Raw genomic sequence first — 25,862 nt, forward strand, 5'->3', positions numbered from 1 at the left:
TGATGCCCTCACCCCGGCCCTCTCCCACGGGGAGAGGGAGAAAATCAGCTGTACTGTCGCACTCGTGCCACCAGCTCTTCCGCGCTGTCGATGCGGTCGGCAATGACGATCAGCGCTTTACCGAGCGTTATCGCATGGCGCAGGCATTCGTGGCGCATCGTCTCGTCCTGAATGGTGTCGATATCCGCCACGTGGGAAAGCCCGACGCTGCGGCGAATGAGCTCGGTGCCGCAGAACCCGATGGCGTCATGCCAGACCTTTTTCAGGAACGCGGAGGCATAGCCCGGTGCGCTAAGCGCGGCGTCGCGGGCTTTTTCGTTTGCCAGCGCCTGGAAGCGTTCCGCGAAGGTGTTCCAGAGTTCTTGAATATCGGTCAGGCGCTGCTCGCGCGCGGCGGCGGCATCGCGAATGCCCAGATGCCCCGGCAGGCCGCAGAAGTTCAGCAGCAGGTTGCCGATGGCGGTGCCGAGGTCAAAGCCAATCGGCCCGAAATAGCCGAACTCGGCGTCGATGGCCTTCAGGCTGCCGTCGGCCACAAAAATCGACCCGCTGTGAATATCGCCGTGCAGCAGGGCTTCAGCCTGAGAAAAGAAACGGTGCTTAAGGGAGGCCACGGCAATTTTTAGCTGGGCGTCGTCGCGCAGGGCCGCTACGTCATTTTCCAGCTCGGCCGGGTAGCTGTTGCGCTCGTGGATCTGGTACGGATCGTTGAAGAACAGATCTTCGGTGATCTCGCACATCTCCGGGTTGATGAACTGCGCCACCTGCGCTTTTTTATCGTGCGGGTGCAGGTAGAAATCGCTGGTGTGGAACAGCGCGTGCGCGAGGTATTCGCCCAGCTGCTGCGCCGCCTGCGGGTAGTAAATATTGCTGATCAGCTCGCCGCGCCAGATGCGATGGCTGGAGAGATCTTCCATCACCATTACCGCCAGCTCCGGGTCGAAGTGGTGGATTTTTACGGTGTGCTGCGGGCTGTGCTTGTAGTGCTCGACCAGCGTTTGCGCCTCAAGACGGGCGCGGTCCAGCGTCAGCGGCCAGGACTCCCCGACGCAGCGCACGTAGGGCAGCGCCTGCTTGACGATGATGCGGCTCACGTCCGCGCTGTCGAAAATTTTAAAGACCAGATTGAGGTTGCCGTCGCCTACCTCCTGCGCCTCCACCAGCGATGATGGGTCATCAAGGCCGCCAAACTGCCTGGCATACTCCACTGCGTCCTGAGCGGTAAAGGTACGGTATTGCGACATGGCCTGTTCCTCACGGTTTGCTAATAAAGACATGTAGACGTCTATACATCTGGATTTCATCCTGACACAATGTGCTACAACAACGCAACAGGGAATTAACGACATGCAGACATTACAGACGACCAGCCTGCGGGTGGCGGATAATCAGCTCTTTATTCTCGACCAGCAGGCGCTTCCGCAGGAGAAGCGCTGGCTGGATGCTTCGACGGTCGAGGCGCTGGTTGGGCACATTCATGCCCTGCGGGTGCGCGGCGCGCCGCTGATTGGTCTTTCTGCAAGCCTGCTGCTGGCGCTGCTGGCAGAAAGCGGCAAAAGCCGCGACGAGCTGGCGGCGGCGGTGGAAACCCTGCGCGCGTCGCGCCCCACGGCGGTGAACCTGATGAACAATCTCGACCGCATGAAGATTGCGCTGTGGCAGGAAGATTATGTTCCGGCGCTGGTAGCCGAAGCGCTGCGCCTGATTGACGAAGACAAACGGCTTTGCGACGCGATTGCGAAAGCCGGCAGCGCGCTGGTGAAGCCCGGCAGCCGCCTGCTGACCCACTGCAACACCGGCGGGCTGGCAACGGCGGGCGTCGGCACCGCATTGGGCGTGATTGCACGCGCGCATCAGGACGGTAACGTCAGCAACGTCTGGGTGGATGAAACCCGTCCGCTGCTGCAGGGCGGTAGACTGACCGCATGGGAGCTTGGCGAGCTGGGCGTGCCGTATCGGCTGATTACCGATTCCATGGCCGCCAGCCTGATGGCCAAAGGGGAAGTGGACGCCGTGTGGGTTGGCGCAGACCGCATTGCCGCCAACGGTGACGTGGCGAACAAGATCGGCACCTATTCTCTGGCGGTGCTGGCGAAATTCCACGGAATTCCGTTCTACGTGGCCGCCCCGCAAACGACCCTCGATCCGGACTGCCCGAACGGTGACGCGATCCCGATTGAACAGCGCGCCGCCAGCGAGGTGACGGGCGTAGCCGGAAGCTTTGGCGCGGTGCAGTGGGCGCCGGAAGACGCGAAGGTCTATAACCCGGCGTTCGACGTCACGCCTGCCTCGCTGATTAGCGGCTGGGTGCTGGATACGGGCGTGGTCACGCCGGAAGCGGTGGCAAACGGGAAATTCGCCTGAGTCCGGCTATCCTTGTAAGGGATTCCCCTGAGAGGACAATATCGTGACGCTCGATCCTGAAACAGACTTAAAACTGGAGCAAGTGTTGAGGTATGTGAAGCCTCTTCAACCCCCTCTCCCTTGAGGGAGAGGGCTGGGGTGAGGGGGAGAATTCATTGATCAAGTCGAAGACAGATTTCTCTTTTTGGTATTCCTCATCTGGCAAGGTTGGTTGGAGCTAATGTACAGAGGATTATCGCCAGCATTTAATCATGGTTGGAAAAGGAAATACCAACACGCTGTTTCCCCTCACCCTAACCCTCTCCCCGGAGGGGCGAGGGGACGGTTCGGTGCTGGCTCATCAAGCGAGGCGCGGATACGCATCCGCGATTGCATCGCCCGTAAACTGGGCCACCCAGCCTTCCGGGTTATCGAAAATACGGATCGCCGTAAAGTTCGGCTCTGAGCCCATATCAAACCAGTGCGGCGTGCCCGCGGGAACGGAAATCAGGTCGTTTTTCTCACACAGCACCTGATACACCTCATCGCCAATGTGCAGGCAAAACAGCCCTGCGCCTTCTACGAAGAAGCGCACTTCGTCTTCGCCGTGGGTGTGTTCGTTCAGGAACTTCGCGCGCAGCGCCTCTTTCTGCGGGTTGTCGGCGCGCAGGCTGATCACGTCCCAGCTCTGATAGCCTTTCTCCGCCACCAGCTTGTCGATCGCATGCTGATACGCCTCGATCACGGCTTCGGGCGCGGGATCGTGTCCTAAATCGCGATCCGCAGCCCAGCGTTCAAAACGCACGCCTTTAGCGTTGAGCTGCTGGGCGATCTCGGCGGCGTCGGTGCTGTGCCACTGGTGTTGACTGGCGTCTTTATCGGAATAAATGGTCAATGCGCTCATGAAGGGATCTGCTCCGGATTAATCTCGTCAAACTGGTGGACCTGATGGTGGTGGCTTGCGCCGTCATCATCGCCGCGAATCAGCTGCAGGGTGCGAAAACCTGCCTGTTCAGCCGCGTCCAGCTCCTGATGAATATCGGACAGGAACAGGATTTGCGACGGGGCGATGCCCGTTTGCGCCGCAATGTTTTGATAAGACTGCACCTCGCGCTTGGCGCCGATGTGGGTATCAAAATAGCCGCTGAACAGATGAGTAATATCACCTTCGTCGCTGTAGCCAAATAACAGTTTCTGCGCGGCAACGGAGCCAGAGGAATAAACATAGAGATCAATCCCTTGCGCCCTCCATTTTTCCAGCGCAGGCAGTACGTCCGGGTAGAGGTGGCCGGTAAAGTCGCCGTTCACGTAGCCGTCTTGCCAGACGATCCCCTGCAGGGCTTTCAGCGCGGTGGATTTGCGGTCTTCATCCATAAAGGCAAACAGGGCGTCGGTAAGCTCGCCTGCACCGGCGTGCGGGTTGCCGATTTCATCACGCAGGTTGTCCAGAATGGATTTCACCGGCTCGGCGTACTGCTGCGCGGTCACGAAGGCCGCCAGCCGCTCGCGCGCGTAGGGGAACAAAACATCATGGACAAAACGAATATCGCTGGTGGTGCCTTCAATATCCGTCACAATTGCGCGAATCATACTCTCTCCAGTTGTCGTAAACGCATTTCACATTCAAACAGGAATTCCAGTCCTTCCAGATGACGGCGGGCTTCGGCCACGTCGCGTCCCCAGCAGGTTAAGCCATGACCGCGCAGAAGAAAACCATATTTAAGCGGGCGTTCCTGCGCGTAATGGGCGATTCGGGAGGCGAGGGCGTCAATATCCTGGTCGTTATCAAAGACCGGGATGGAAATCGTATCCAGATGCGTGGTCTGTCCGGTGAGGGATTTTTGCATCTCAAAGCCGCTGATGTTGAGCTCGGCTTCTTTGACCAGACGCGAGAGCACCGTGGCGTTGACGGTATGAACGTGCAGGACGGCGTTGGCCTCCGGGAACAGGCGATAGATGAGGGTGTGTAGCCCCGTTTCGGCTGATGGCTTACGACCAGACGGCGCGCGGTTGGTGGCGATTTCAACCTGTAGAAAATCTTCCGTCGTCAGGCTGCCTTTGTCTTTACCGGATTCGCTGAGCCAGCACAGGCGTTCGTCCTGACGCACCGACATGTTGCCGCCGGTGGCCGGTGCCCAGCCTTTGGCGCCAATCCAGCGGCAGGCGTCGACCAGATGTGTGAGTTGCAGGTTGTCTGTCATTTCCTTTTACCCTCGCGGCCAGGAATATTCATATGGTATAGACGTCTAAGCGTCTTGATTGCCAAAGACTAACATCGTGTTATAGTGTCAGCAACATAAGTATTACAAGCAGGCACAGTACAATGAGCAATAACGCATTGATTCCGCAGAGTAAACTTCCCAATCTTGGCACCACTATCTTCACGCAGATGAGCGCCCTGGCGCAGCAGCACAACGCCATTAACCTCTCGCAGGGGTTCCCGGATTTCGACGGCCCGACCTATCTGCAGGAGCGTCTGGCGTATCACGTGGCGCAGGGGGCGAACCAGTATGCGCCGATGACGGGCGTGCAGGCGCTGCGTGAAGCCATTGCGGATAAAACGGCCGAGCTGTATGGCTTCAAGCCCGATGCGAACAGCGACATCACGGTGACGGCAGGGGCAACCGAAGCGCTGTATGCAGCGATAACCGCGCTGGTGCGTGCGGGCGATGAAGTCATCTGTTTTGATCCGAGCTACGACAGCTACGCGCCAGCCATCGAGCTTTCCGGCGGCGTGGTGAAGCGCGTGGCGCTCCAGCCACCGCATTTTCGTCCTGACTGGCAGGCGTTCGCCGCGCTGCTGAGCGACAAAACCCGGCTGGTGATCCTGAATACGCCGCACAATCCGTCCGCAACGGTGTGGCAGAAGGCCGATTTCGCCGCGCTGTGGCAGGCGATTGCCGAACGTGAAATTTACGTTCTGAGCGATGAAGTCTATGAGCACATCTGCTTTGCAGAGGAAGGCCACGCCAGCGTGCTGGCCCATCCGCAGCTTCGCGAGCGCGCGGTTGCAGTGTCGTCGTTCGGTAAGACCTATCATATGACCGGCTGGAAAGTGGGCTACTGCGTGGCACCGGCCGCCATTAGCGCCGAGCTTCGCAAGGTGCACCAGTACCTGACCTTTGCCGTGAACACGCCCGCCCAGCTGGCGCTGGCGGATATGCTGCGCGCCGAGCCGGAGCACTACCGCGAGCTGCCGGACTTCTATCGAAAACGCCGGGATCTGTTTGTGGACGCGCTGAGCAAAAGCCGCCTGGAGATTTTACCCTGTGAAGGAACCTACTTCCTGCTGGCCGACTACAGCGCGATTTCCGATCTGGACGACGTCAGCTTCTGCCAGTGGCTGACAAAAGAGGTGGGCGTGGCCGCCATTCCGCTGTCGGTGTTCTGCGCCGATCCCTTCCCGCACAGGCTGATTCGCCTGTGCTTTGCGAAGCAGGAATCGACGCTGCTGGCGGCGGCCGAGCGTCTGAATACGCTCTGATTATTTTACCGTCCAGGCTTCAGAGTAACGACGGTCTGCAAACAGCTCCAGCAGGCCGTTAATCTGCTTGAGGCGCAGCACCTCGTCGCTATCCATCCCAAGCTCTTTGCCTATCTTCTCGTTGTCCCAGCCGAGCTGCACCAGTTCGCGCACGATCTCAGACATGGCGTTGATCTGATGCCGCCCGCGCGCGCGGTTGTGGCGAATGGTAGCGGCCATGCGGTTATGTTTATCCTGCCGATCCCGGCGCAGACAGGTGACGGGCAAATACCCTTTGAGCTGGCGCTTTAATACCGCACGGTTCGAGCCGATTTCATGCCGGTGAAAACCATCCACGATTTCGTAATGATGCGGTTCGCTTTCGGTCACCACAATGGGCTGGGTGAACCCATCTAGCTCCAGCGACTTGCTCAGCAGCCGTTTTTCCGGCGGCGCCACCGTATTGGGGTTGTAATCGTTGGCCGTAATATCGTCTTGTTTGATCCACATTACGCAGTCGATAGGCTGATCGCGGAAAGGGCTGTTTTCATGTATCGCCTCGCGAAACGCATTAATGGCGTCAATTCGCTCATCCTCAGGAAGAGACTGCAGATAGCTTTGTATCTCGGTGATTAGTCGTTGTCGCATAAAATTCCCCACTCCTTGCGTTTTGTTTTCACCCGCTCGCTGTAGCGCTGATAGTGTTTAGGCTTATTTGGGCTGAACGAAAGCGCCCGACACCAGTAGTCGTTATTGAGTAAAACCTTACAAATACGTCGCCAGGAGGGGATATCTTTTGAACCGATGTCGCCTTCCTGCGTATCAGGAATGTCTGACATCCCCTTTTTTTGATACCAGTGAAGATAAATCGCGATTTTATTGCGGTAATGCTCAGCCGTATTTTGCGGCATGCTGTCGAGGAGCAGGAGGGCATATTCACGCCAGCACAGGTGGTTAGGTTTCAGGATTTTCCTGTGACCATAAAAATGATTATCGTGACCGGCATAAATACCGCCGCTGCGCACGCCGCTGACGCGTTGACACATGGCGGCCCAGCGCTCGGGCTCCACGACGTGATAGAGCCACAGCCCCTGGCGCTGCTCCGGGCCAAAAGGTTCACAAATTCGCATATAGCGCGGGGGCACCCCGGCCTGGTACATCAGGTCGTAGAGCGGGTTATAGCATCGGCCCGTTTTGGCAAACCAGGTCCAGATATCGGCGGTTTTCCAGTCGTACAGCGGGTAGATATACCAGGCATGTCCGCCGGGCGCGACGGTGGTCCAGGGCTTGTCATCTGAAAACCGCTGCTTGCGCGCGCAAGCGATAGCCAGAAAGCGGTTGTACGACTCGTCGGCACGGATGCCAACCAGCACGGCCGCGGGGCGATTGCAGGAAAACCAGTCGGAAAAGCAGCGAACGAAATCCTCAAAGCTCATGCCCGTCTGGTAGAAGGGGAAGAAGGCGGGATCGGTTATTGCCTCTTCCGGGGGAGGGCGTACCCATTCGGTGTTTGGCTCCCAGCATTGCCATTCCGGCTGGAATTGCGAGAGCGAGTTCTGCGTCGTCAGGGGGAGCGCCACCCACCAGAAGTGGTCTATGACATCAGCGTAAAGCGTACGCATACGCTCAACGTGCGAAATGGTGTAGGAAAATTGCGCTTCCCAGTCGATGAATAAGACGTCTATTTTCCGTTTCATCCTGCGTGCCTGCAGTGCCGTAAGATGGAGCATGACGGTAGAATCTTTCCCGCCTGAAAATGAGACGCAGACCCGGGATAAATTATCCAGAGTCCAGGCTATTCGCTCCTCAGCAGCGAGGACGACATTTTGATTGAGGGGATACTTGTAAATTGACATGATCGCTCTCTTCCTGAGTAAATAAGACCATACAACACTGTCAATATTAGGGAGAGGATAATTTCAGTCAATAAATAATCTCAATTAAGATGTTAGATTTTATATATTACCGTGGTGAATGAATCAAATATCCTGGCCCCGAAAGTGAGAGGCGCCAGGGTAAATGTCAGGGTAAGGTTATTTCTTCAATAAAGCTCGAGAATGCCGAACTGTTTAATGCGGAGCGGTTATACATCATATAAATATCTATGCTGGGAAACTGTATATCCGTTTCTATTTTCCGAAGATTCAGCGCTGCGCCGTATTGTTCAAAGGCGGGAACGGGCGCTAAACCGAGAAGATCGGTTGAGCTGATCATCGTCAGGAGCGAAATAAAGGAGTCGCTGCGAAAGATAATATTTCTTTCAGGTAAAGCGTGCGCGGCTTTATCCTGATAGTTCTTTACGCTCGTTTCGTTGCTGAGATAGGCGGTGAAATGCTCATTCAGGATCGCTTCACGCGTAGGGTTTTGGCCGATGCGCGGGTGATCTTCCCGGCACAGCAGGGCGAAAGGCAGCTTATGGAACAGGCTGCAGGCGATGGAACGGCTGTTCAGCGGCAAAAAAGAGAAGACCAGGTCGGCTTTTCGGTAGGCCAGGAGATCCTCGGCGGAATCGGGTGAGAGCAAAACATCATGTAATTCAATTTCATAGTTGTATTTTTTCATGAGCAGCAGCATCGGCCCGAGCATGATTTTTGTGCTCATAAACTGCGGACAGTAAATCACAAAATTCTTTTTAAGACCGCTGCTGTGCATGATATTGATGGTCTGCTCAAGCTGGTTAAGGTTCTGTTCCAGATGCTGATGCAGGTTAACGCCCACGGTGGTGGGGGTAATCCCTTTTCCGGAGCGAATAAACAGGGGATCGTTAAGCTGACCGCGCAACCGCTGGAGTGACTGGCTCACGGCAGAGGGGGTGATATACAGAGTTTCGGCGGCCTTACTGATGCTAAGATGCTGATAGATGCACTCGAAAATGACCAACAGATTGAGATCGAATTTTTTAAGGTCGTAGAGGTTTGCCATGTTTCGTCCTGAGGATGCCGTGTTTGCTGTGGTTATCACATCACTGATAACTATAGATTGAAGTTAACCATTTACAATCCCTGTGGTTAACTCACTTAATTTTAGTTTTAAGTCACCTTAATATATCACGCTATCAAATTAATGAAACAAAACTTCAAGGGTGATTAAGATAATTTTATCTTTGAATAGGGAGTGAATTAATTGAATGACAATTGGCATTTATATAAGGTGAGTGATTCATCACGGAACTATATTTATAACAATCTGAGAACATGTTCGATCAAACCTATCACAGCCATAGGCAGGACTATCTCTCTTATGGATTGCTCATTGTCCGCGTGAATGGTGTAATCAAAACGCTGTTACCGCCTTGATATAAAGGGTTGTAGAGCGCAACGCAACGCCAGCGTCGGCTGGCACTGAATGTACCTGCGGGGAATTCAGGTATCAGGGCCGCCCGTTGAGGCGGCCTTTTTACTTTCTGGTTCCCTTTAATAAGGTTCATCTTGCTGTCTTGTTAAAGTTGTAAGGTTTGGCTGATTGATTTGATAAAGCATACGCATTAGCCCCGATGAAAAAAGTTGGTTACCTTACATCTCAACGAAAACACGGAGGAAGTACAGATGTCTTTGATTAACACTAAAATTAAACCTTTCAAAAACCAGGCGTTCAAAAACGGTGAATTCATCGAAGTTACCGAGAAAGATACCGAAGGCCGCTGGAGCGTCTTCTTCTTCTATCCGGCTGACTTCACCTTCGTTTGCCCGACCGAACTGGGCGACGTGGCTGACCATTACGATGAACTGCAGAAGCTGGGCGTAGACGTTTACTCTGTCTCTACCGATACCCACTTCACCCATAAAGCATGGCACGGCAGCTCCGAAACCATCGCGAAAATCAAATACGCGATGATCGGTGACCCGACTGGCGCCCTGACCCGTAACTTCGAAAATATGCGTGAAGATGAAGGTCTGGCAGACCGTGCCACCTTCGTTGTTGACCCGCAGGGTATTATCCAGGCTATCGAAGTTACCGCTGAAGGTATCGGCCGTGACGCATCTGACCTGCTGCGTAAAGTGAAAGCCGCTCAGTACGTGGCTTCTCACCCAGGCGAAGTGTGCCCGGCGAAATGGAAAGAAGGCGAAGCGACGCTGGCTCCATCCCTGGACCTGGTCGGCAAGATCTAAGTCTGCAAAGCCTGGCGGCGCTGCGCTTGCACAGGCCTACCGTATCGTAGGCCGGGTAAGCGAAGTACCACCCGGCAATCAATGGGCGCACCCGCGCCCATTTCATTCCAGCACCATGATGCAAGTTGCATTCAGGCCGCCCGCATAAGGCAGCTTGCATGATGACGTCTTAAGAGAGGGAAGAACAATGCTCGACACAAATATGAAAACCCAGCTCAAGGCCTACCTTGAGAAACTGACCAAACCCGTTGAGCTGATTGCCACGCTGGATGACAGCGCAAAATCGGCAGAGATCAAGGAACTGCTGGCGGAGATCGCCGAGCTGTCGCCGAAGGTGACCTTCAAGGAAGACAATACTCTGGCGGTGCGCAAGCCTTCTTTCCTGATTACTAACCCAGGCTCTGACCAGGGGCCGCGCTTTGCCGGTTCTCCGCTGGGTCACGAATTTACCTCGCTGGTGCTGGCGCTGCTGTGGACCGGGGGTCATCCGTCAAAAGAAGCGCAGGCGCTGCTGGAGCAGATCCGCGATATCGACGGCGATTTTGAGTTTGAAACCTATTACTCGCTCTCCTGCCACAACTGCCCGGACGTGGTGCAGGCGCTGAACCTGATGTCAGTCCTGAACCCGCGCATTAAGCACACGGCGATTGACGGCGGCACCTTCCAGAACGAAATCACCGATCGCAACGTGATGGGCGTACCGGCGGTCTACATGAACGGCAAAGAGTTCGGCCAGGGCCGCATGACGCTGACCGAAATCGTTGCCAAAGTGGATACCGGTGCAGAAAAACGCGCGGCGGAAGAGCTGAACAAACGCGAAGCCTACGACGTGCTGATCGTCGGTTCCGGCCCGGCGGGCGCGGCGGCGGCGGTTTACTCCGCGCGTAAGGGCATTCGTACCGGCCTGATGGGCGAACGCTTTGGCGGCCAGGTGCTGGATACCGTGGACATCGAAAACTACATCTCCGTGCCGAAAACCGAAGGCCAGAAGCTGGCCGGCGCCCTGAAGGCGCACGTTAGCGACTATGAAGTTGACGTCATCGACAGCCAGAGCGCGAGCAAACTGATTCCGGCTGCGGTTGAAGGCGGTTTACACCAGATTGAAACCGCGTCCGGCGCGGTGCTGAAAGCGCGCAGTATTATCATTGCGACCGGCGCGAAATGGCGCAACATGAACGTGCCGGGTGAAGATCAGTATCGCACCAAAGGCGTAACCTACTGCCCGCACTGCGACGGCCCGCTGTTCAAAGGCAAGCGCGTGGCGGTGATCGGCGGCGGTAACTCCGGCGTGGAAGCGGCTATCGACCTGGCGGGTATCGTTGAACACGTGACCCTGCTGGAGTTCGCACCTGAAATGAAGGCCGACCAGGTTCTGCAGGATAAGGTTCGCAGCCTGAAAAACGTCGATATCGTGCTGAACGCGCAGACCACGGAAGTGAAGGGCGACGGCAGCAAAGTGACCGGTCTGGAATACCGCGACCGCGTAAGCGGCGATGTTCACAGCGTGGCGCTGGCGGGGATCTTCGTGCAGATTGGTCTGCTGCCAAATACTACCTGGCTGGAAGGCGCGATTGAGCGCAACCGCATGGGCGAAATCATCATCGATGCCAAATGCGAAACCAGCGTGAAGGGCGTGTTTGCGGCGGGTGACTGTACGACCGTGCCTTACAAACAGATCATCATCGCCACTGGCGAAGGTGCGAAGGCGTCACTGAGTTCGTTTGACTACCTGATTCGCACCAAAACAGCATAATAAAAGAAAGTAAGACTACACCTGCAGCAGCCACCTCTTTATGAGGTGGCTTTTTTTATACCTATTTTAAGACTCTTTTTCCTCTCAATTATTTTCGTCACCGCCTACTGCTTGCGGTAATTGCCTGCTCCGATCAAAGAAATTAATAAGCCTGCTGATAATATCTCGTCGTTTTTTGTTGATTGATATTTATATTTAACATGAATGATAAAGATATATTCACAACTTCAATATATAAAGCGTTAACCCCTTTTGAAATAAATGGATTAATGCTTCGCGATTTTTTTAACGCGGCAGATATTTCGTCACGACAGATCTCCCTGCGCCATTTATGCGCGGATAGCGAACCGTTGCAGCAAGATGAGGCGTTAGAGGTTGAGTATGACTTCAACGCGCTGTTTGTCGGGCCTGCGACGCTGCTGGCGCCCCCTTACGCCTCTGTCTATCTGGGCGATGAGCCGCTGTTGATGGGCGCTACCACGCTTAGCGTGCGCGAGTTTTTGCAGAGCATGGGGCTTGTCGTCACCGATGAAAATGCGGTGCCTGACGATCACATCAGCGTTGAGCTTGAGCTGGCGGTGATGCTCTGCGCGCATGCCCGCACATCTCCGCACTATCATGACGCGCTCGCCCGATTTGTGACGGGGCATCTCGAATTATGGCTTCCTGCTTTTATTGAAAAAATAAATCAACGTGCGACAACACCCGCAATTAAACGTCTCGCATTGCAATTAACCAATTGGTTTGATGAATTAAAAACGAGAGTAATATTATGAGCATTGATAAAGGGCAGCTAAACAGGCGCTCCTTTTTAAAAGGGCTGATTGCGTTAGGCACCGTCGCCGCCTTGCCCGGTGGATTATTATCGTCCCGCTGTGCGATGGCGCAGCCGCCCATTCCGTTTAACCCGAAAACCTACAAAATTTTCCGCAACGCCTGCCCGCGTAACTGCTACGACACCTGCAGCTTAAAAACCTGGGTCAAAGACGATGTGATCGCCTTCGTCGACGGTGCGAGCGAATCCACATTCACCCACGGCGCGCCGTGCGTGAAAGGGCTGACCTATCCGCGCCGCGTTTATTCTCCTGACCGTATCAAATACCCGATGATTCAGGACGGGCGCGGTAGCGGGAAATGGCGTCGCATCTCCTGGGATGAGGCCATGCAGCGCATCGCCAGCAAGATGCTGGAGATCAAAAAGAAAGATGGCTCCATGCTTGGCCTCGCGCTGTCGAAGTATTCCGGCAACCTCGGCGTGATGAGCTATGCGGTTGAGGGGATGATGTCCTCCCTCGGCTACACCACGCGCTTTGCGGGTACGCCGTGCTGGCCTGCGGGGATTGATGCCCAGCACTACGATATGGGCGACATGTGGTGTAACGACCCGGAAGATATGGTGAAAGCCAAATACATCATCCTCTGGGGCGCTAACCCGGCGTGGTGCTCCATGCACTCCATGAAGTACATCTACCAGGCGCGTGAGAAAGGGGCGAAAGTGGTGGTCATTGACCCGCTGTTCTCGCAAACCGCCGCTAAGGCCGACCTCTATCTGCGGGTTCGCCCGGGCTCAGACGGCGCGCTGGCGCTGGGGATGGCGCGCCACCTGCTGGATATTGGGCGCGTCGACGAGGCGTTTGTGAACAACTTTTCCCACGGCTACCCCGAGTTCGAACAGTACCTGCGCAGTCACGTTACCGTCGAGTGGGCGGCGGGGATCTGCGGCCTGTCGGCGGATGTGATCCGTCAGCTGGCGGAAGAGTTCACCGCCGTGAAACCCGCCACCGTCTGGATTGGCTACGGGATGCAGCGCCACGTCAACGGCGGGGCAAACGTGCGCGCCATTGATGCGTTTGTCGCCATGACCGGCAACATCGGCGTGGAAGGGGGCGGAGCCCGCTACGGCCATCTGCAGACCTGGGGCTATAACTATCACGCAATGACGCAGAAGCCACCGGCGGGGTCCGTGGGGATGGAGGGGGCCGGCGGTCCGGTGGGCGAGTTCGTCAGCGACAGCGGCGAAAAGAGCCAGTACGCCGACCGTGCGCTGAACCTTAACCAGACCGCGCAGAGTATTCTGGACGCCAACGATCCGCCAATCCGCATGCTGTGGGTGGCCTGCAAGAACCCGTTCGCGCAGGACTTTGACCGCAACAAAATGGAAAAAGCCTTTAGCAAGCTAGAGATGGTGGTGTGTGTCGATCAGTTCTTCAACGAGACGGTTCAGCATGCGGATATCGTTCTGCCGGTCACCACCACCTTTGAACATTGGGATCTCTCGTCCTCTTACTGGCACTACTGGCTCTCGGTGAACGAGCCGGCCATTAAGCCGATGTACGAGTGTAAGAGCGATCTGGACATTGCCGCGCTGCTCTCGCGCACCATCAATAAAATGGAGCCGGGTGCCTGCACCTTCCCGCAGGATATCGACCAGAAAACATGGCTGGATCTGGAATTTAACGACGGCATGGCGAAGCAGTTCGGCATCCGCTCGTGGGACGATCTGCTTGACGGCCCGGCCAAGGCAAAAATGGTCAGCACCGCCGCCTGGCACGATCGCAAGTTTAAAACGCCATCGGGCAAATATGAGTTCCTCTCTGAGCTGTGTGAAAAGAACGGGCACAAAGCGCTGCCGGAGTATCTGCCGGCCGCAGAAGGCAAGCTGCCGTTCCACCTCTTCACGCCGCATTTGCAGTACGGTTTGCACTCCCAGTTTGTGAACCTTGACTGGATGCAGGTCTTCTGGCCCGAGCCGTTTGTGTATATCCATCCTGCCGCGGCGCAGAAAAAGGGCATCCGCGATCTGGCGACCGTACGGGTATTTAACGAAGCGGGTGAGGTGACGCTGCGGGCGAAGATCACCACCAACATACCGGAAGATTTCCTGGTGATGTATGAATCCTGGTTTAACAAACTCAAACACAACGTGCAGAACGTGGTGAAAGACACGCCAGCCGATATGGGCAAGATGGCAACCGGCGCGCCGGGCGCGGCGATCCACAGCCAGTTTGTTGATATTGCCCTTATCGCGAATGAAGGAGCAGACGCATGAGACGCGCATTTTTAGTGAACAGTGACAAGTGTATCGGCTGCCGTGGATGCGCGATGGCCTGCAAGAGCTTTAACCAGCTTGAGCCGGATCGCTTCTGGCGCTACGTTTACCCGCTGGATAAAGAAATTTATCCCCACGAGGAGCGGGCATTTTTCTCGCTGGCCTGTAACCACTGCGAAAATCCGGCCTGCCTCGCGGCGTGTCCGGTAGAAGCCTACACCAAACGTGATGATGGCATCGTGGTGCACAACCCTGAACGCTGCATCGGCTGCAAAAACTGCATCCGCAACTGCCCTTACGGCGCGCCGCGCTTCAACGAGGAAACCAAAAAGGCCGAGAAGTGCAGCATGTGTTACGAGCGTCTGGATGTCGGCATGGCGCCTGCCTGCGTAAATGCGTGCCCGGTCGGGGCGCTGACCATTATTGACCTGGATGCCGATCCGCTGCCGAACAATGCCGTGCAGTATCCGCCGGGTTTCCCGAAAATGCCGCAGCTCAATCCGGGCACGCGCTTTATTCTGGCCCGTCAGCCAAAACAGCCGGGGGATAAATAATGGAAAATTACGAAATTCCGCTGGTTATTTTTACCGTGCTGAGCCAGTTGTCCGTCGGGATGACGCTGCTGCTCACCTGGCGCACGCTGCGCGGTGACGTACACGGCAACCGTATTCAGTGGCTGATTACCGGGCTGATTCTGGGGGCGGCGTCCGTGGCGGCAATCCTCCATCTGGCGCATCCGGAGCACGCCTATAACGCGCTGATCAACCTCAAGCACGCATGGCTGAGCCGAGAAATTCTTGGCGCGACGCTGTATGGCGGCACCATCGGCCTGGCGTTTCTCAGCAAAAGCAATAAGGGGGCTGCGCTACTGGCCTCTCTGTTCGGCATTTTGCTGGTGGTCGTGCAGGGAATGACCTATGCGGCGCCTGCGATGCAGGCCATTGCCAACGGCATGACGATGATGCTGTTCTTTGCGACCGTCTGGGTAATGGGCTGCGCCGCCACGCCGCTGATTGGGCTGAAGCCCGCCACGGCCGCGCTGCGCCAGGGCATTCTCACGCTGGTGGTGCTGATGATTGCCGCCCCGGTTATCTGGCTGAGCGGCGGCACCATCATGAAAATGACCGCCCATGCCTGGCTAAGCTCGCCGCTGTATCTCGGAAGCCTTCTGTGCTGCGCGGTAGGGTTTGCGCTCACGCTGATGCGTCAGCCAAAACAGAAAATGCTGTTTGCGATCCTGCTGGTGGGGCTGGTGCTCGGTCGCCTGACCTTCTTCGGCGATACCGTCAGCACTATCGTGAATATTGGCCACCTGTACTGACAGGAAAAACCCCGCGAGCGCGGGGTTTTTTGTCTGCATTTAGCGGACGACCATCACCGGGATGTGGGTGTGGCGGATCACGCTCGACGCGTTAGATCCCAGCAGGTGCGTGGTGATCGACGGATTACGCGAGCCGATAACCACGACATCGGCCTTCAATTCGCCTGCCAGTTCGTTCACGGCGTCACGCACGCTGCCGAACCGGACGTGGGTTTTAATGCGGGCAGGATCAATGCTGAAGTGCTCAACCATGGTTTGCAGGCGCGTTTCGGCTTCGTGCTGCAGATGCTCTTCGAAGCGACGCACGTCGGCGGCAAAGCGGTGCAGGCTCAGGCTGGCAGAACCCGGTAATACGTGCAAAAGATGAATAACGCCGTCTTCTTGCGCCAGAAACTCGGCGTGGCGTACGGCCTTGTCGCTCAGTTCCATTTCAAAAACATCAACCGGCATAATGATTGTCTTATACATACCCGTTTCTCCTTGTTTATAAACGCTGAATTCATTCAAACATAAAATATTATCGGTTTCTGTAACCTCAACAGCACTTTTTTATCTCGCCAGGATAAATCTCAAAACGCCCCGATTTCAGGGCAGACCTTCAGAGGACGCTACCCTTTTAGAAGCTGCTCACATCCTTTCGGAGGTTGCATGAAAGCACTCACGTACCACGGTCCACACCATGTTCGCGTCGAAAATGTTCCCGATCCCGTTATTGAACAACCCGATGACATCATCCTGCGCGTCACCGCGACGGCGATTTGCGGTTCCGATTTGCACCTCTATCGCGGCAAGATCCCCAAAGTTGAGCACGGCGATATTTTTGGCCACGAATTCATGGGTGAAGTGGTCGAAAGCGGAAGGGATGTCAAGAATTTACAGAAAGGCGATCGGGTGGTGATCCCCTTCGTGATTGCCTGCGGGGACTGCTTCTTTTGCCGTCTGCAGCAGTATGCCGCCTGCGAGAAAACCAACGCCGGGCAGGGTGCGGCCCTGAATAAAAAGCAAATTCCGGCACCGGCCGCGCTGTTTGGCTACAGCCATCTCTACGGCGGCGTGCCGGGCGGGCAGGCGGAGTACGTCCGCGTGCCGAAAGGGAACGTCGGGCCGTTCAAGGTGCCGCAGCTCCTCTCTGATGACAAGGCGCTGTTCCTCTCTGATATTTTGCCAACCGCCTGGCAGGCGGCAAAAAACGCGCAGATTGAAAAAGGCTCCAGCGTCGCCGTTTTCGGGGCGGGGCCGGTCGGCTTGCTGACCATAGCCTGCGCCCGGCTGCTCGGCGCAGAACAGATTTTCGTCATAGACCATCACCCGTACCGCCTGCGCTTTGCCCAGGAGCGCTATGGCGCAATCCCCATTAACTTCGATGATGACAACGACGCGGCGGAAAAAATTATCGAGCAGACGGCGGGGCAGCGCGGCGTGGATGCGGTGATTGACGCCGTCGGGTTTGAAGCCAAAGGCAGCACCACGGAAACTATCCTCAGCAACCTGAAAATTGAAGGGAGCAGCGGTAAAGCGCTGCGCCAGTGCATTGCTGCCGTGCGTCGCGGCGGCGTGGTGAGCGTACCCGGCGTTTATGCCGGATTTATACACGGTTTTCTGTTCGGCGATGCGTTTGATAAGGGACTCAGCTTCAGGATGGGGCAGACGCACGTTCACGCGTGGCTGGGCGAGCTGCTGCCGCTCATTGAAAAAGGGTTGCTTACCCCGGAGGAGATAGTTACGCATTACCTGCCGCTGGCGGATGCCGAACGCGCCTACAGGATTTTTGAGAAGCGGGAAGAGGAGTGCCGCAAGGTGATCCTGGTGCCCGGTGCAGAAAGTCCGGAGGCGGCGGAGCAGAAGGTGAAGGGGTTGGTCAACGCCTTTCCCGGCGGCGTGGTGTGATGTAGCACGCCTACCAGTGACGCTCGAGATACAGCACTGCCGCGACGATAATCGCCAAAATACACATGAAAATTAGTGTGATACTCAGTATCTCACCCATGACCGTCCCCGCGGCACCAAAACAGATTAAGCGTGGATTAAGGGGATTTTGGGTGATATAGGACATTCGGGTGAAATTGCGGAAAGAGGATGCAGGCGCATCCTCTGTGCAAAGCGGGGGCGCTTGTTCAGAAGGGATTAACGGAGATAATCGCCTGCGGCTTCGGGCTGGTAGAGCAGCTCAAGCACTTCCAGATGGGTCGAGGCGCCGCCCGGTAGCTCCCAGTGGATGGTATCGCCCGTGCGCAGGCCAAGCAGGGCTGCGCCTACCGGTGCCAGTACGGAAAGCTGCGCGCTGCTGTCGGTCATCTGCGCCGGATAGACCAGCGTGCGGGTCAGCTCTTCCCCGGTGGTCAGGTTGCGGAATTTGACCTGGCTGTTCATGGTCACCACGTCATGCGGCATGGTTTCCGGCGTGCACATTTGCGCCCGGTCGAGTTCTTCGTTCAGCGCGTCGGCTACCGGGAGCGAAGCGAATTCAGCTTTTTCCAGAAGTCGGTCAATGCGTTCTGCGTCGAGTTCATTAATGATAATTGTGGGTCTGGACATTTATTACTCCATGTCGTTAATGCTGCGTGTAACGCAGAAACCAATCCAAAAGAAAACCCTCGCCGTCTGGCAGCGAGGGTTTAACTCCCCTGATGATACTCATTGCGCGACCAGGTTTGAAGTGATGTCGGTCACATTCATCCGTCTTATGAATTTTTGGCGAAAAACGTGACGCTCCGCAAATTTGAATTATCCTTTTTAAGCGCCCTCATCCGGCGACTACCCGCATTCAGCCTTCCTTATCAGGAGATCTCATGAGCGATTACGACAAACTTACCTTGAAAGACGGCAGTTATTTGCATTTTAAGGACTGGGGAAGTGGGCAGCCGGTGGTGTTCAGCCACGGCTGGCCGCTGACGGCAGATGCCTTTGAAGATCAAATGTTGTTTCTGGGGTCAAAAGGATTTCGCGTAATAGCGCACGACCGACGTGGGCACGGTCGCTCCGCGCAGCCGTGGGACGGGCATAATATGGATCAGTACGCTGACGATCTCGCCGAGCTGACCGAGCATCTTAACCTTAAGGATGCCATACACGTTGGCCATTCCACGGGCGGCGGCGAAGTGGCGCGTTACGTTGGCCGCCACGGAACGCAGCGCGTGGCAAAAGCCGCGCTGATTGGTGCCGTTACGCCGATTATGATCAAAACCGATTTCAATCCGAACGGCGTGCCGAAAGAGGTCTTTGATGGTATTCGGGAAGGAGTGGTGAACGATCGTGCAGCCTTCTTCTATGAGCTGAGCGCGGCCTTTTATGGCTATAACCGCGCCGGCGCGAAAGAGTCGAAGGCGGTACGTGAAAGCTTCGTTGAGCAGGGGCTGCAGGGTTCCATCAAGGCGCTGTACGACTGCGTAAAAGCCTTCTCAGAAACCGATCTGCGTGACGATCTGAAAAGGATGACTATCCCAACGCTGGTGATCCACGGTGATGACGATCAAATCGTGCCGATCGACACCTGCGGGCGCGTGGCGGCCGAGATCCTGCCTGATGCCGAGCTGAAAGTGTATGCCGGCGGTTCGCACGGCATTTGCACGACCCATAAGCACCAGATTAATGACGATTTGCTGAAATTTATTCAGTCTTAATTTCTGGCGGAATGCGTTACGCTGAGCGTCCTGAATCAGGGCGATGAGCGAAACGCATTTCGCGTCTGCCCCACCAATGAGAGAGCCAAATGTACTTCTATCAACCGTCTCAGGGGCACGGCCTGCCGCATGACCCGCTGAACGCCATTGTCGGCCCGCGTCCGATTGGCTGGATCTCCTCCTGTGATAAAGACGGGCAGCTAAACCTGGCGCCCTACAGCTTTTTTAACTGCTTTAACTATCGTCCGCCGATCGTCGGTTTTTCCAGCAACGGCTGGAAGGACAGCGTGCGTAATATCACCGAAACCGGCGAGTTTGTCTGGAATCTGGCAACGCGGGATTTAGCCGAGGCGATGAATGAAACCTCCGTTACGTTGCCCCACGGTGAGGACGAGTTTACCTTTGCCGGATTAACGCCGGCTGCCAGCAGGCTGGTGAACGCGCCGCGCGTGGCGGAAAGCCCGGTGAACTTTGAGTGCCGCCTGTCGCAGTGCATTCAGCTGACGGGCGCTGACGGCACGCCTGTCGACACCTGGCTGGTGCTGGGGGAAGTGATTGGGATCCATATTGCCGACACGCTGCTGGAAGAGGGGATTTACCAAACCGCGAAGGCGCAGCCGATTCTGCGGGCAGGTGGACCGACGGCGTACTACGGCATCAGCGACACCCACCGCTTTGATCTGGTTCGCCCGGATGCCCGCAGAGGATAAAATGATTGATAACCGGCTTCCCGCCGATCGGCAGTTTTTTGCAGACCTGCTCAGCGGGCTGGTGCTGAATCCGCAGCAGCTGGGGCGCGTCTGGTTCGCGCACTCGCCTGCGTCAGCGCCTGCCGGATGTTTTCGCGCAGAGTGGCCACGGCTCGACGTGGTGCTGCGCGGCGTTTATGGCAACGCGCTTATTCCTGAACAAAAGGCGATTCGTCAGGGAGAGATGCTGTTTCTGCCCGCTCGGGCGGCAAACGTGCCGATGTTTGAAAAAACGGTCATGCTGCTGAGTATTGTTTTTGCCCCGTCCTGGCTGGGGCTGGCGTTTCAGGCTCCCGGCAATGGACAGCCCCAGCGGAACGTTGAGCTTCCGCACCCCGAACGGGGGGAGTGTGCCGCTATGCTGATGGCGCTGACCCATCTGAGCGCCTCTGCGCAGGATCAGGATATCATTCAGCCGCTGGCGCTGAGCCTCCTGCACTGGTGTCGCAAGGTTGCCGGGTTGCATCCTGAACCGGGGCTGTCTCGCGGGGATTTTCTCTATCAGAGTATCTGCAGCTGGCTGCAGGAAAACTACGCGGAACCCGTTTCGCGCGAGGGCGTCGCCGCGTTATTTAACATTTCGCCTAACCATCTGTCGCGTTTGTTTTCTCAGCATGGAACGATGAGCTTTGTCGATTACGTGCGCTGGGTACGAATGGGAAAAGCGCGCACCATCCTGCAAAAATACCACCTGCCGGTGGGCGAGGTGGCGAAGCGCTGCGGCTATCCCGACAGCGACTATTTTTCCAGGCTGTTCCGGCGCCAGTTTGGGCTGACGCCGGGTGAATACCGGGCGCGTTTTCAGTAGCGATCAGAAGCTGATTTCGGCATTCAGCAGGTCAAGCAGGCCCTGCGGCGAGTCTGCTGCGAAGAGCGCCTCCCGAAACGCCTTGTTCACCAGCTTTCGCGCCAGCTGGGAGAAGACCTTAACGTGGTTATTCCCTTCCTGCGCGCCGAGCGTCAGCATGATCACCAGCTCGACCTCACCCATCTCTGACTCCCAGTCGATAGGTTTTTCCAGACGGGCGATGCTGATGCTGGAATGGCGTATCCACTGGGATTTGGTGTGCGGGATCGCGACGCCAAACCCGACCGCGGTGGTAACAATCTCTTCGCGCTGCCAGACATCTTCCTCCAGCTCCAGCGGATTTTCGGTGCGCCCCTGAATCGCCAGGTTGCCGCACAGAAACTGGAGCACCTGCTCTTTTGACGTGAGCGGTTCGTTAAAGACGATGGTTTCCAGCGCCAGCAGCGGGCGCGGCGGCTCTTCCGGCGTGAAGTCCGCCAGCAGCGTTTCTATCTCCTCAGCGCTGCGGCATTCGCAGGCCTGCTCCGCCAGCGTCCGACAGGCATCGCTTTCCAGCTGGCGAAGCTGCGCCTTGACCGCAGGAATGCGCGGCCCGCTCATGCTGAACTCATCAATGCCCAGGCCCAGCAGTAAAGGAAGATAGCGGCGCTCGCCGCCCAGCTCGCCGCAGATGCCAACCCATTTTCCGTGGCGATGGGCCGCGTCGACAATCTGGCGCACCATGCGTAAAAACGACGGCGTAATCGGGTTATACAGCGGCGACACGCGCGGGTTGTTGCGGTCGACCGCGTACAGGTACTGGGTCATGTCGTTCGAGCCGATGCTGAAGAAATCCACCTCGTCGCAGAAGTGATCGATGATAAAGCACACCGAAGGCACTTCGACCATAATCCCCAGCGGCAGGTGCGGGGTATGGCGTAGCCCTTGCGACGTTAGCGCCTCGCGAACCTTCTGCAGCTCCTGTTTGACCCATAAAATCTGATCGAGGCTATGCACCATCGGGATCATCAAAAGCGCGTTGCCGCTGGCGCCCGCGCGCAAAATGGCGCGAAGCTGGGTGCGAAACAGATGGGCAAACTCCGGGTAAATGCGTACCGCGCGATAGCCGAGGAACGGGTTCTCTTCCTGCGGAATGTTGAGATACGGGATCTGCTTATCGCCGCCGATATCCATCGTGCGGAAGATAACGGGTTTGCCCTCGGCGGAGAGTAAAACCTGCTGATAGGCTTCAAACTGTTCCTGCTCGTCCGGCGCGGTATCGCGATCCATATAGAGCATTTCGGTTCGAAACAGACCCACGCCCTGCGCGCCGCTGGCGAATGCGCCGGGGGCTTCCAGCGCGCTGCCGATATTGGCAGCAATATCTACCGGCACGTTATCCCGGGTCAGCGCCGGCAGCCCGGCGTCTTTGATCTGCTGCTGATGGCGTTTGTCGGCAAGGCGCTGCGCTACGCTGTAATAATGATTAACGGCCTCATCCGGCTCGGTGACCAGTACGCTGCACACGCCGTCCAGTATCACCTTTTTGCCCGCGTACGGCTCCAGCGAGGCGACCTTTAGGCCGCTCAGTACGGGTATCGACGCGGCGCGCGCGAGAATTAACGTATGCGACGTGCGCCCGGTTTTCTCCAGCACCATCCCTTTCAGATGGCGGGTATCAAGGCTTAAGAACTGGCTTGGGGTTAAATCTTCCGCCACCAGAACGGTGGGCGTATCCAGGGTGAAGGCCGACGTTGGCTGAAGCTCAGGCCAGGTGATACTCAACAGCTGCTCGCTGATGTCGCGGATGTCGCTGACGCGCTCGCGAAGGTAATCGCTGGCCGAGAGCGAGAGCTTATTGCAGATCTGCTCCATGTTGCGAATGATCGCCTCGGCCAGGCTAAGCCGCTCTTCGTCGATCAGGCGGCGAATATTTTCCCCAAACTCATCGTCCTGAATCAGCGACAGGTGAGCGCTGATGATGGTTTTGCTCTCGCCGTCCAGCCCGCGCAGGCGATGGTTAAGCTGCTCCGCAAGCGTGGCAAGGCTGTGCTCCAGGCGAGTAATGTCCTCCGGGGAGGCTGGACGCTGGCGATAACGCTGAAGGTTGTCGCTCTGCCAGCCGCGCAGCGTACCGGCGCCGATGCCGCTGGCCAGCGTGATGCCGTGCTGTAGCTGCGGGTTGAGCCGCACGAGCGAACGCGGAAGGGGATGCGCAACGTGCGGCGCATCGCCGGAGGGAATGCTGTCGCTGTCGATGAATTCTGAACTGAGGTACTGATCAAGCGCGCGTCTGGCCTGCTCTTCATCGCTGCCGCTGATTTCCAGCACGCAGCTGTCGTTAAACAGCGTGCCGGTGCTGATGAGCGCCAGCGAGCTTTTGCCGTCCGCGTGGGTGTTTAGCCGCTTATTGATAAAACGAATATCGCTGCGCCACGCGCTGCACTGCTCCTTTAACGCCCAGGCTGGCCGCGCGTGCAGGCCGTTGGGCAGCGGGCAGAAAAACTCAATCGAAAGCATATTTTCTCCTTACCGCGTGAGATCAGCACCTGAAGTCCGTCAGGTGAGCCACGGTCTCACGGTTCATGCATGCCGCCAGCGCGACAAGCAGTTGATGGGTGTATTCAATGTCTTTTTCATCGGCAATGGACGCGGCGCAATGCCCGTGCCGGGTTGGGGGGCCGAGCACCACGGTGGGGATGCCCGTGCCGGAAAGATGCACCGCGCCACCGTCCGTACCGCCGTTGCTGAACATATCTTTTTGCAGCGGGATGCCTAACGGGCGCGCCACTTTTTCGATGAAGGCGGTGAGTTTCGGCGGGGCGATAAGGGTTTTGTCATACAGCACCAGCATTGGCCCCGCGCCGATTTGCCGGTGATTCGCGCTGCCGTAATCAAAGTTTTTTGACCAGCAGGCGGTATCCAGCACCAGCGCAATATCGGGGTTAATCGCTCGCGTGGCGGTCTGTCCGCCGCGCAATCCCACTTCTTCACTGGAGCTGGCAACCAGCCACAGTTCACACTCAAGCGGAGCCTGATGCATCTCGCGCAGCAGGCTAATCAGCAGGTAACAGCCCAGGCGGTCGTCGAAGGCTTTGCCCATCACCCGGCCGTGGGGAAGGGCGTGAAAAGGCGTATCGAAGGTCACGCGATCGCCTGCGTCAATGCCGCTGGCAAAGACCTCTTCCGCTGAGGTCGCTCCCGTGTCGACGCGCAGATTGTCTACGGTATCGCCTTTAACATCCCCATCCAGCAGGCCGTGGATTTTAGCGCCGGCGCGCGTGGTGATGCGCACGGGCTGTAGCGTGCGGGCCATCATGCGCACGTTGCCGATGGGTAAAACGTCAATCGCGCCTTCCCGGGACACGCTGCGCACCATAAAACCGACTTCATCCATGTGGGCGCAAACCATCACCTTCGGCCCGCTGCTCTGGTTCACGCGGATGAGCACTGAGCCGAGGCCGTCAAACTGCACCTCTTTATGGTACTTCTGTGCCTCCGCGATCAGGATATCGCGCACCTCCTGCTCTGACGCCGCAATGGCATCGGCTTCGCTCAGCGCGCGCAGTAATTCATGGTCCATCAGCGTTCCCCCGTCAGCAGCAGCGTTTTATCGGTGTCGTAAAGCACCTCGGCGCCCGTTTCCGTCACCAGAATGACGTCCTCAATCCGCACGCCGCCCACGCCGTCAAGGTAGATGCCCGGTTCGACGGTCAAGAGCATACCGGGCTGCAGCAGCGTAGTATCGGTGGGCGAGAAGCGCGGATTTTCATGCACATCAATGCCGATGGCGTGGCCGGTGTTGTGGCCAAACTGCGGGCCATAGCCTGCGCGTTCAATAATTTCGCGCGCGGCGCTATCCACCTGACGGCACGGAACGCCCGGGCGAATCGCCCGGATCGCAGCGAGCTGCGCCTCCAGCACGATCTGGTAGATCGCATACAGCGGGTGGTCCTCAGGCGCCTGCTGTTGCCCGGCGACAAGGAAGGTCCTCGTCATGTCCGAGCAGTATCCCTGGTGTTGGGCGCCAAAATCGAGGGTGACCAGCTCGCCTGCCTCAATCACTTTGTCAGAGGCTTTACCGTGCGGCAGTGCGCCGCGCGGCCCGCTGGCTACGATGGTGTCGAAAGAGGGCTTGTCCGCCCCCTGCAGCTTCATAAACCACTCCAGCTCGGCGGCGACGTCGCGCTCGCGCATGCCCGGCTGAATAAAGCGCCGGATATGCTGCGCCGCGCCGTCGGCAATGCGGCAGGCCGCGCGAATGCGGGCAATTTCATCCGCCGTTTTTATCTGCCGCAGTGCGTCGAGGGAGATACCGCAAAGCGTCGCATGCAGCGTGTCGCGCCACCGGCAGCCCGTTTGCCAGCTGACGTGTTCGCCTTCAAACCCCAGCGCGGTGAGGCCTTCGTCGGCAACGATCCGGTTCACCACCGCGGTAAACGGGTTTGCGGCATCGAGCAGATGCATCTGGTAGCCCGCCGCGCGCGACGCGATATCGTTGTAGTAGCGAAAATCGACGAGGATATGCGCGCGGGTTTTCGTGACCAGCACGTAGCCCGACCCGGTTGAAATGCCCAGATGCGGCTGTTTGTTCTGACGCGATGCGATCAGAACGCCGTCCAGTTTTTCTGCCGTGAGCCAGCCGCGAAGCGTTGTCAGTAAATCCAT

General features: G+C 57.0%; 25 protein-coding genes. 12 read left to right on the forward strand and 13 right to left on the reverse strand.

Going from position 1 to position 25,862, the window contains the following annotated elements; translation table 11 throughout:
• Nucleotides 1–44: 44 nt before the first annotated feature.
• The gene (mtnK, locus tag VPX56_RS06425; RefSeq protein WP_326470623.1) at nt 45–1,244 is read right to left on the reverse strand and encodes an S-methyl-5-thioribose kinase; all 1,200 of its coding nucleotides are present in this window, start codon (nt 1,242–1,244) and stop codon (nt 45–47) included.
• A 103-nt stretch (nt 1,245–1,347) separates the two neighbouring features.
• Between mtnK and mtnA the strand changes: the two genes are divergently transcribed.
• Nucleotides 1,348–2,364, forward strand: coding sequence for an S-methyl-5-thioribose-1-phosphate isomerase (mtnA, locus tag VPX56_RS06430; protein WP_326470625.1), 1,017 nt, complete (start codon nt 1,348–1,350; stop codon nt 2,362–2,364).
• A gap of 340 nt (nt 2,365–2,704) precedes the next feature.
• Here mtnA and VPX56_RS06435 read toward each other — a convergent pair whose 3' ends face one another.
• The 3 genes from VPX56_RS06435 to VPX56_RS06445 are packed head-to-tail and all read right to left on the reverse strand — an operon-like array spanning nt 2,705 to nt 4,544.
• Nucleotides 2,705–3,247 (reverse strand): 1,2-dihydroxy-3-keto-5-methylthiopentene dioxygenase, encoded by a 543-nt coding sequence (locus VPX56_RS06435; protein WP_015571163.1) that lies wholly within the window; start codon nt 3,245–3,247, stop codon nt 2,705–2,707.
• A complete protein-coding gene (gene mtnC, locus VPX56_RS06440) occupies nt 3,244–3,933 on the reverse strand; it encodes an acireductone synthase (RefSeq protein ID WP_326470627.1) in 690 nt (229 codons plus the stop codon). The genes VPX56_RS06435 and mtnC overlap by 4 nt, the downstream gene beginning before the upstream one ends.
• On the reverse strand, nt 3,930–4,544 hold the full coding sequence (locus VPX56_RS06445) for a methylthioribulose 1-phosphate dehydratase (RefSeq protein ID WP_326470629.1): 615 nt from the start codon (nt 4,542–4,544) through the stop codon (nt 3,930–3,932). The genes mtnC and VPX56_RS06445 overlap by 4 nt, the downstream gene beginning before the upstream one ends.
• 122 nt (nt 4,545–4,666) lie before the next feature.
• On the opposite strand from VPX56_RS06445, the gene VPX56_RS06450 reads away from it, so the two are divergent.
• The gene (locus tag VPX56_RS06450) at nt 4,667–5,827 is read left to right on the forward strand and encodes a pyridoxal phosphate-dependent aminotransferase (RefSeq protein WP_326470631.1); all 1,161 of its coding nucleotides are present in this window, start codon (nt 4,667–4,669) and stop codon (nt 5,825–5,827) included.
• On the opposite strand, the gene VPX56_RS06455 is transcribed toward VPX56_RS06450, so the two are convergent.
• The 3 genes from VPX56_RS06455 to citR all read right to left on the reverse strand — a co-directional run bounded on the left by VPX56_RS06455 (nt 5,828) and on the right by citR (nt 8,728).
• Nucleotides 5,828–6,454: an IbrB-like domain-containing protein gene (locus VPX56_RS06455; protein WP_131633104.1), complete on the reverse strand. Its 627-nt coding sequence runs from the start codon at nt 6,452–6,454 to the stop codon at nt 5,828–5,830.
• Complete coding sequence (locus tag VPX56_RS06460) at nt 6,439–7,662, reverse strand: phosphoadenosine phosphosulfate reductase (RefSeq protein ID WP_131633103.1); 1,224 nt, start codon at nt 7,660–7,662, stop codon at nt 6,439–6,441. The genes VPX56_RS06455 and VPX56_RS06460 overlap by 16 nt, the downstream gene beginning before the upstream one ends.
• Nucleotides 7,663–7,828: 166 nt before the next feature.
• The gene (gene citR, locus VPX56_RS06465) at nt 7,829–8,728 is read right to left on the reverse strand and encodes a DNA-binding transcriptional repressor CitR (protein ID WP_131633102.1); all 900 of its coding nucleotides are present in this window, start codon (nt 8,726–8,728) and stop codon (nt 7,829–7,831) included.
• 623 nt (nt 8,729–9,351) lie between these two features.
• Here citR and ahpC point away from each other — a divergent pair.
• From ahpC to VPX56_RS06495, 6 genes are all read left to right on the forward strand, one after another.
• Nucleotides 9,352–9,915, forward strand: coding sequence for an alkyl hydroperoxide reductase subunit C (ahpC, locus tag VPX56_RS06470; protein ID WP_010428492.1), 564 nt, complete (start codon nt 9,352–9,354; stop codon nt 9,913–9,915).
• Nucleotides 9,916–10,102: 187 nt separating this feature from the next.
• The gene (gene ahpF, locus VPX56_RS06475) at nt 10,103–11,668 is read left to right on the forward strand and encodes an alkyl hydroperoxide reductase subunit F (protein ID WP_326470636.1); all 1,566 of its coding nucleotides are present in this window, start codon (nt 10,103–10,105) and stop codon (nt 11,666–11,668) included.
• Nucleotides 11,669–11,868: 200 nt separating this feature from the next.
• Entirely contained in the window at nt 11,869–12,444 is a 576-nt protein-coding gene (locus tag VPX56_RS06480; protein ID WP_326470638.1) for a TorD/DmsD family molecular chaperone, read from the forward strand.
• A complete protein-coding gene (locus VPX56_RS06485) occupies nt 12,441–14,717 on the forward strand; it encodes a molybdopterin-dependent oxidoreductase (RefSeq protein ID WP_326470640.1) in 2,277 nt (758 codons plus the stop codon). The genes VPX56_RS06480 and VPX56_RS06485 overlap by 4 nt, the downstream gene beginning before the upstream one ends.
• The gene (locus VPX56_RS06490; protein WP_131633099.1) at nt 14,714–15,271 is read left to right on the forward strand and encodes a 4Fe-4S dicluster domain-containing protein; all 558 of its coding nucleotides are present in this window, start codon (nt 14,714–14,716) and stop codon (nt 15,269–15,271) included. Before VPX56_RS06485 ends, VPX56_RS06490 begins: the two co-directional genes overlap by 4 nt.
• On the forward strand, nt 15,271–16,038 hold the full coding sequence (locus tag VPX56_RS06495) for a dimethyl sulfoxide reductase anchor subunit family protein (protein WP_326470642.1): 768 nt from the start codon (nt 15,271–15,273) through the stop codon (nt 16,036–16,038). The genes VPX56_RS06490 and VPX56_RS06495 overlap by 1 nt, the downstream gene beginning before the upstream one ends.
• A 39-nt stretch (nt 16,039–16,077) precedes the next feature.
• Here the strand turns inward: VPX56_RS06495 and uspG are convergent, their stop codons facing one another.
• Complete coding sequence (gene uspG / locus VPX56_RS06500) at nt 16,078–16,506, reverse strand: universal stress protein UspG (RefSeq protein WP_131633097.1); 429 nt, start codon at nt 16,504–16,506, stop codon at nt 16,078–16,080.
• A 180-nt stretch (nt 16,507–16,686) separates the two neighbouring features.
• On the opposite strand from uspG, the gene VPX56_RS06505 reads away from it, so the two are divergent.
• On the forward strand, nt 16,687–17,925 hold the full coding sequence (locus VPX56_RS06505) for a zinc-dependent alcohol dehydrogenase (RefSeq protein ID WP_131633096.1): 1,239 nt from the start codon (nt 16,687–16,689) through the stop codon (nt 17,923–17,925).
• 10 nt (nt 17,926–17,935) lie between these two features.
• Here the strand turns inward: VPX56_RS06505 and yldA are convergent, their stop codons facing one another.
• Nucleotides 17,936–18,091, reverse strand: coding sequence for a small membrane protein YldA (gene yldA / locus VPX56_RS23010; RefSeq protein WP_396127631.1), 156 nt, complete (start codon nt 18,089–18,091; stop codon nt 17,936–17,938).
• Between the two features lie 71 nt (nt 18,092–18,162).
• Entirely contained in the window at nt 18,163–18,573 is a 411-nt protein-coding gene (rnk, locus tag VPX56_RS06510; RefSeq protein ID WP_024907006.1) for a nucleoside diphosphate kinase regulator, read from the reverse strand.
• A 254-nt stretch (nt 18,574–18,827) separates the two neighbouring features.
• Here rnk and VPX56_RS06515 point away from each other — a divergent pair, with 254 nt between their 5' ends.
• The 3 genes from VPX56_RS06515 (at nt 18,828) to VPX56_RS06525 (ending at nt 21,215) form a co-directional block, all read left to right on the forward strand.
• Entirely contained in the window at nt 18,828–19,658 is an 831-nt protein-coding gene (locus tag VPX56_RS06515; RefSeq protein WP_326470646.1) for an alpha/beta fold hydrolase, read from the forward strand.
• Between the two features lie 89 nt (nt 19,659–19,747).
• On the forward strand, nt 19,748–20,368 hold the full coding sequence (locus VPX56_RS06520; RefSeq protein WP_131633094.1) for a flavin reductase family protein: 621 nt from the start codon (nt 19,748–19,750) through the stop codon (nt 20,366–20,368).
• A 1-nt stretch (nt 20,369) separates the two neighbouring features.
• Nucleotides 20,370–21,215: a helix-turn-helix transcriptional regulator gene (locus VPX56_RS06525; protein WP_263610520.1), complete on the forward strand. Its 846-nt coding sequence runs from the start codon at nt 20,370–20,372 to the stop codon at nt 21,213–21,215.
• Between the two features lie 3 nt (nt 21,216–21,218).
• Here VPX56_RS06525 and ptsP read toward each other — a convergent pair whose 3' ends face one another.
• From ptsP to ypdF, 3 genes are read right to left on the reverse strand one after another with little or no spacing between them, the layout of a single operon-like run.
• Nucleotides 21,219–23,714, reverse strand: coding sequence for a phosphoenolpyruvate--protein phosphotransferase (ptsP, locus tag VPX56_RS06530; protein ID WP_326470650.1), 2,496 nt, complete (start codon nt 23,712–23,714; stop codon nt 21,219–21,221).
• Nucleotides 23,715–23,736: 22 nt separating this feature from the next.
• Nucleotides 23,737–24,777: an aminopeptidase gene (gene ypdE / locus VPX56_RS06535; protein WP_131633091.1), complete on the reverse strand. Its 1,041-nt coding sequence runs from the start codon at nt 24,775–24,777 to the stop codon at nt 23,737–23,739.
• A complete protein-coding gene (gene ypdF / locus VPX56_RS06540; RefSeq protein WP_326470653.1) occupies nt 24,777–25,862 on the reverse strand; it encodes an aminopeptidase in 1,086 nt (361 codons plus the stop codon). Before ypdF ends, ypdE begins: the two co-directional genes overlap by 1 nt.

Origin of the sequence: Enterobacter wuhouensis, assembly GCF_035835995.1 — a bacterium.
Taxonomy (GTDB): Bacteria; Pseudomonadota; Gammaproteobacteria; order Enterobacterales; family Enterobacteriaceae; genus Enterobacter; species Enterobacter wuhouensis.

Excerpts from the sequence above, each read along its gene's own strand:
- mtnC (WP_326470627.1), bottom strand. The coding sequence starts at position 3,933 with ATGATTCGCGCAATTGTGACGGATATTGAAGGCACCACCAGCGATATT.
- VPX56_RS06480 (WP_326470638.1), top strand. The coding sequence starts at position 11,869 with ATGAATGATAAAGATATATTCACAACTTCAATATATAAAGCGTTAACC.
- VPX56_RS06435 (WP_015571163.1), bottom strand. The coding sequence starts at position 3,247 with ATGAGCGCATTGACCATTTATTCCGATAAAGACGCCAGTCAACACCAG.
- mtnA (WP_326470625.1), top strand. The coding sequence starts at position 1,348 with ATGCAGACATTACAGACGACCAGCCTGCGGGTGGCGGATAATCAGCTC.
- VPX56_RS06515 (WP_326470646.1), top strand. The coding sequence starts at position 18,828 with ATGAGCGATTACGACAAACTTACCTTGAAAGACGGCAGTTATTTGCAT.
- VPX56_RS06495 (WP_326470642.1), top strand. The coding sequence starts at position 15,271 with ATGGAAAATTACGAAATTCCGCTGGTTATTTTTACCGTGCTGAGCCAG.
- VPX56_RS06490 (WP_131633099.1), top strand. The coding sequence starts at position 14,714 with ATGAGACGCGCATTTTTAGTGAACAGTGACAAGTGTATCGGCTGCCGT.
- uspG (WP_131633097.1), bottom strand. The coding sequence starts at position 16,506 with ATGTATAAGACAATCATTATGCCGGTTGATGTTTTTGAAATGGAACTG.
- ypdF (WP_326470653.1), bottom strand. The coding sequence starts at position 25,862 with ATGGATTTACTGACAACGCTTCGCGGCTGGCTCACGGCAGAAAAACTG.
- VPX56_RS06520 (WP_131633094.1), top strand. The coding sequence starts at position 19,748 with ATGTACTTCTATCAACCGTCTCAGGGGCACGGCCTGCCGCATGACCCG.
- ptsP (WP_326470650.1), bottom strand. The coding sequence starts at position 23,714 with ATGCTTTCGATTGAGTTTTTCTGCCCGCTGCCCAACGGCCTGCACGCG.
- ahpC (WP_010428492.1), top strand. The coding sequence starts at position 9,352 with ATGTCTTTGATTAACACTAAAATTAAACCTTTCAAAAACCAGGCGTTC.
- yldA (WP_396127631.1), bottom strand. The coding sequence starts at position 18,091 with ATGTCCTATATCACCCAAAATCCCCTTAATCCACGCTTAATCTGTTTT.
- VPX56_RS06485 (WP_326470640.1), top strand. The coding sequence starts at position 12,441 with ATGAGCATTGATAAAGGGCAGCTAAACAGGCGCTCCTTTTTAAAAGGG.
- ypdE (WP_131633091.1), bottom strand. The coding sequence starts at position 24,777 with ATGGACCATGAATTACTGCGCGCGCTGAGCGAAGCCGATGCCATTGCG.
- VPX56_RS06460 (WP_131633103.1), bottom strand. The coding sequence starts at position 7,662 with ATGTCAATTTACAAGTATCCCCTCAATCAAAATGTCGTCCTCGCTGCT.
- mtnK (WP_326470623.1), bottom strand. The coding sequence starts at position 1,244 with ATGTCGCAATACCGTACCTTTACCGCTCAGGACGCAGTGGAGTATGCC.
- VPX56_RS06455 (WP_131633104.1), bottom strand. The coding sequence starts at position 6,454 with ATGCGACAACGACTAATCACCGAGATACAAAGCTATCTGCAGTCTCTT.
- ahpF (WP_326470636.1), top strand. The coding sequence starts at position 10,103 with ATGCTCGACACAAATATGAAAACCCAGCTCAAGGCCTACCTTGAGAAA.
- VPX56_RS06450 (WP_326470631.1), top strand. The coding sequence starts at position 4,667 with ATGAGCAATAACGCATTGATTCCGCAGAGTAAACTTCCCAATCTTGGC.
- VPX56_RS06505 (WP_131633096.1), top strand. The coding sequence starts at position 16,687 with ATGAAAGCACTCACGTACCACGGTCCACACCATGTTCGCGTCGAAAAT.
- VPX56_RS06525 (WP_263610520.1), top strand. The coding sequence starts at position 20,370 with ATGATTGATAACCGGCTTCCCGCCGATCGGCAGTTTTTTGCAGACCTG.
- citR (WP_131633102.1), bottom strand. The coding sequence starts at position 8,728 with ATGGCAAACCTCTACGACCTTAAAAAATTCGATCTCAATCTGTTGGTC.
- VPX56_RS06445 (WP_326470629.1), bottom strand. The coding sequence starts at position 4,544 with ATGACAGACAACCTGCAACTCACACATCTGGTCGACGCCTGCCGCTGG.
- rnk (WP_024907006.1), bottom strand. The coding sequence starts at position 18,573 with ATGTCCAGACCCACAATTATCATTAATGAACTCGACGCAGAACGCATT.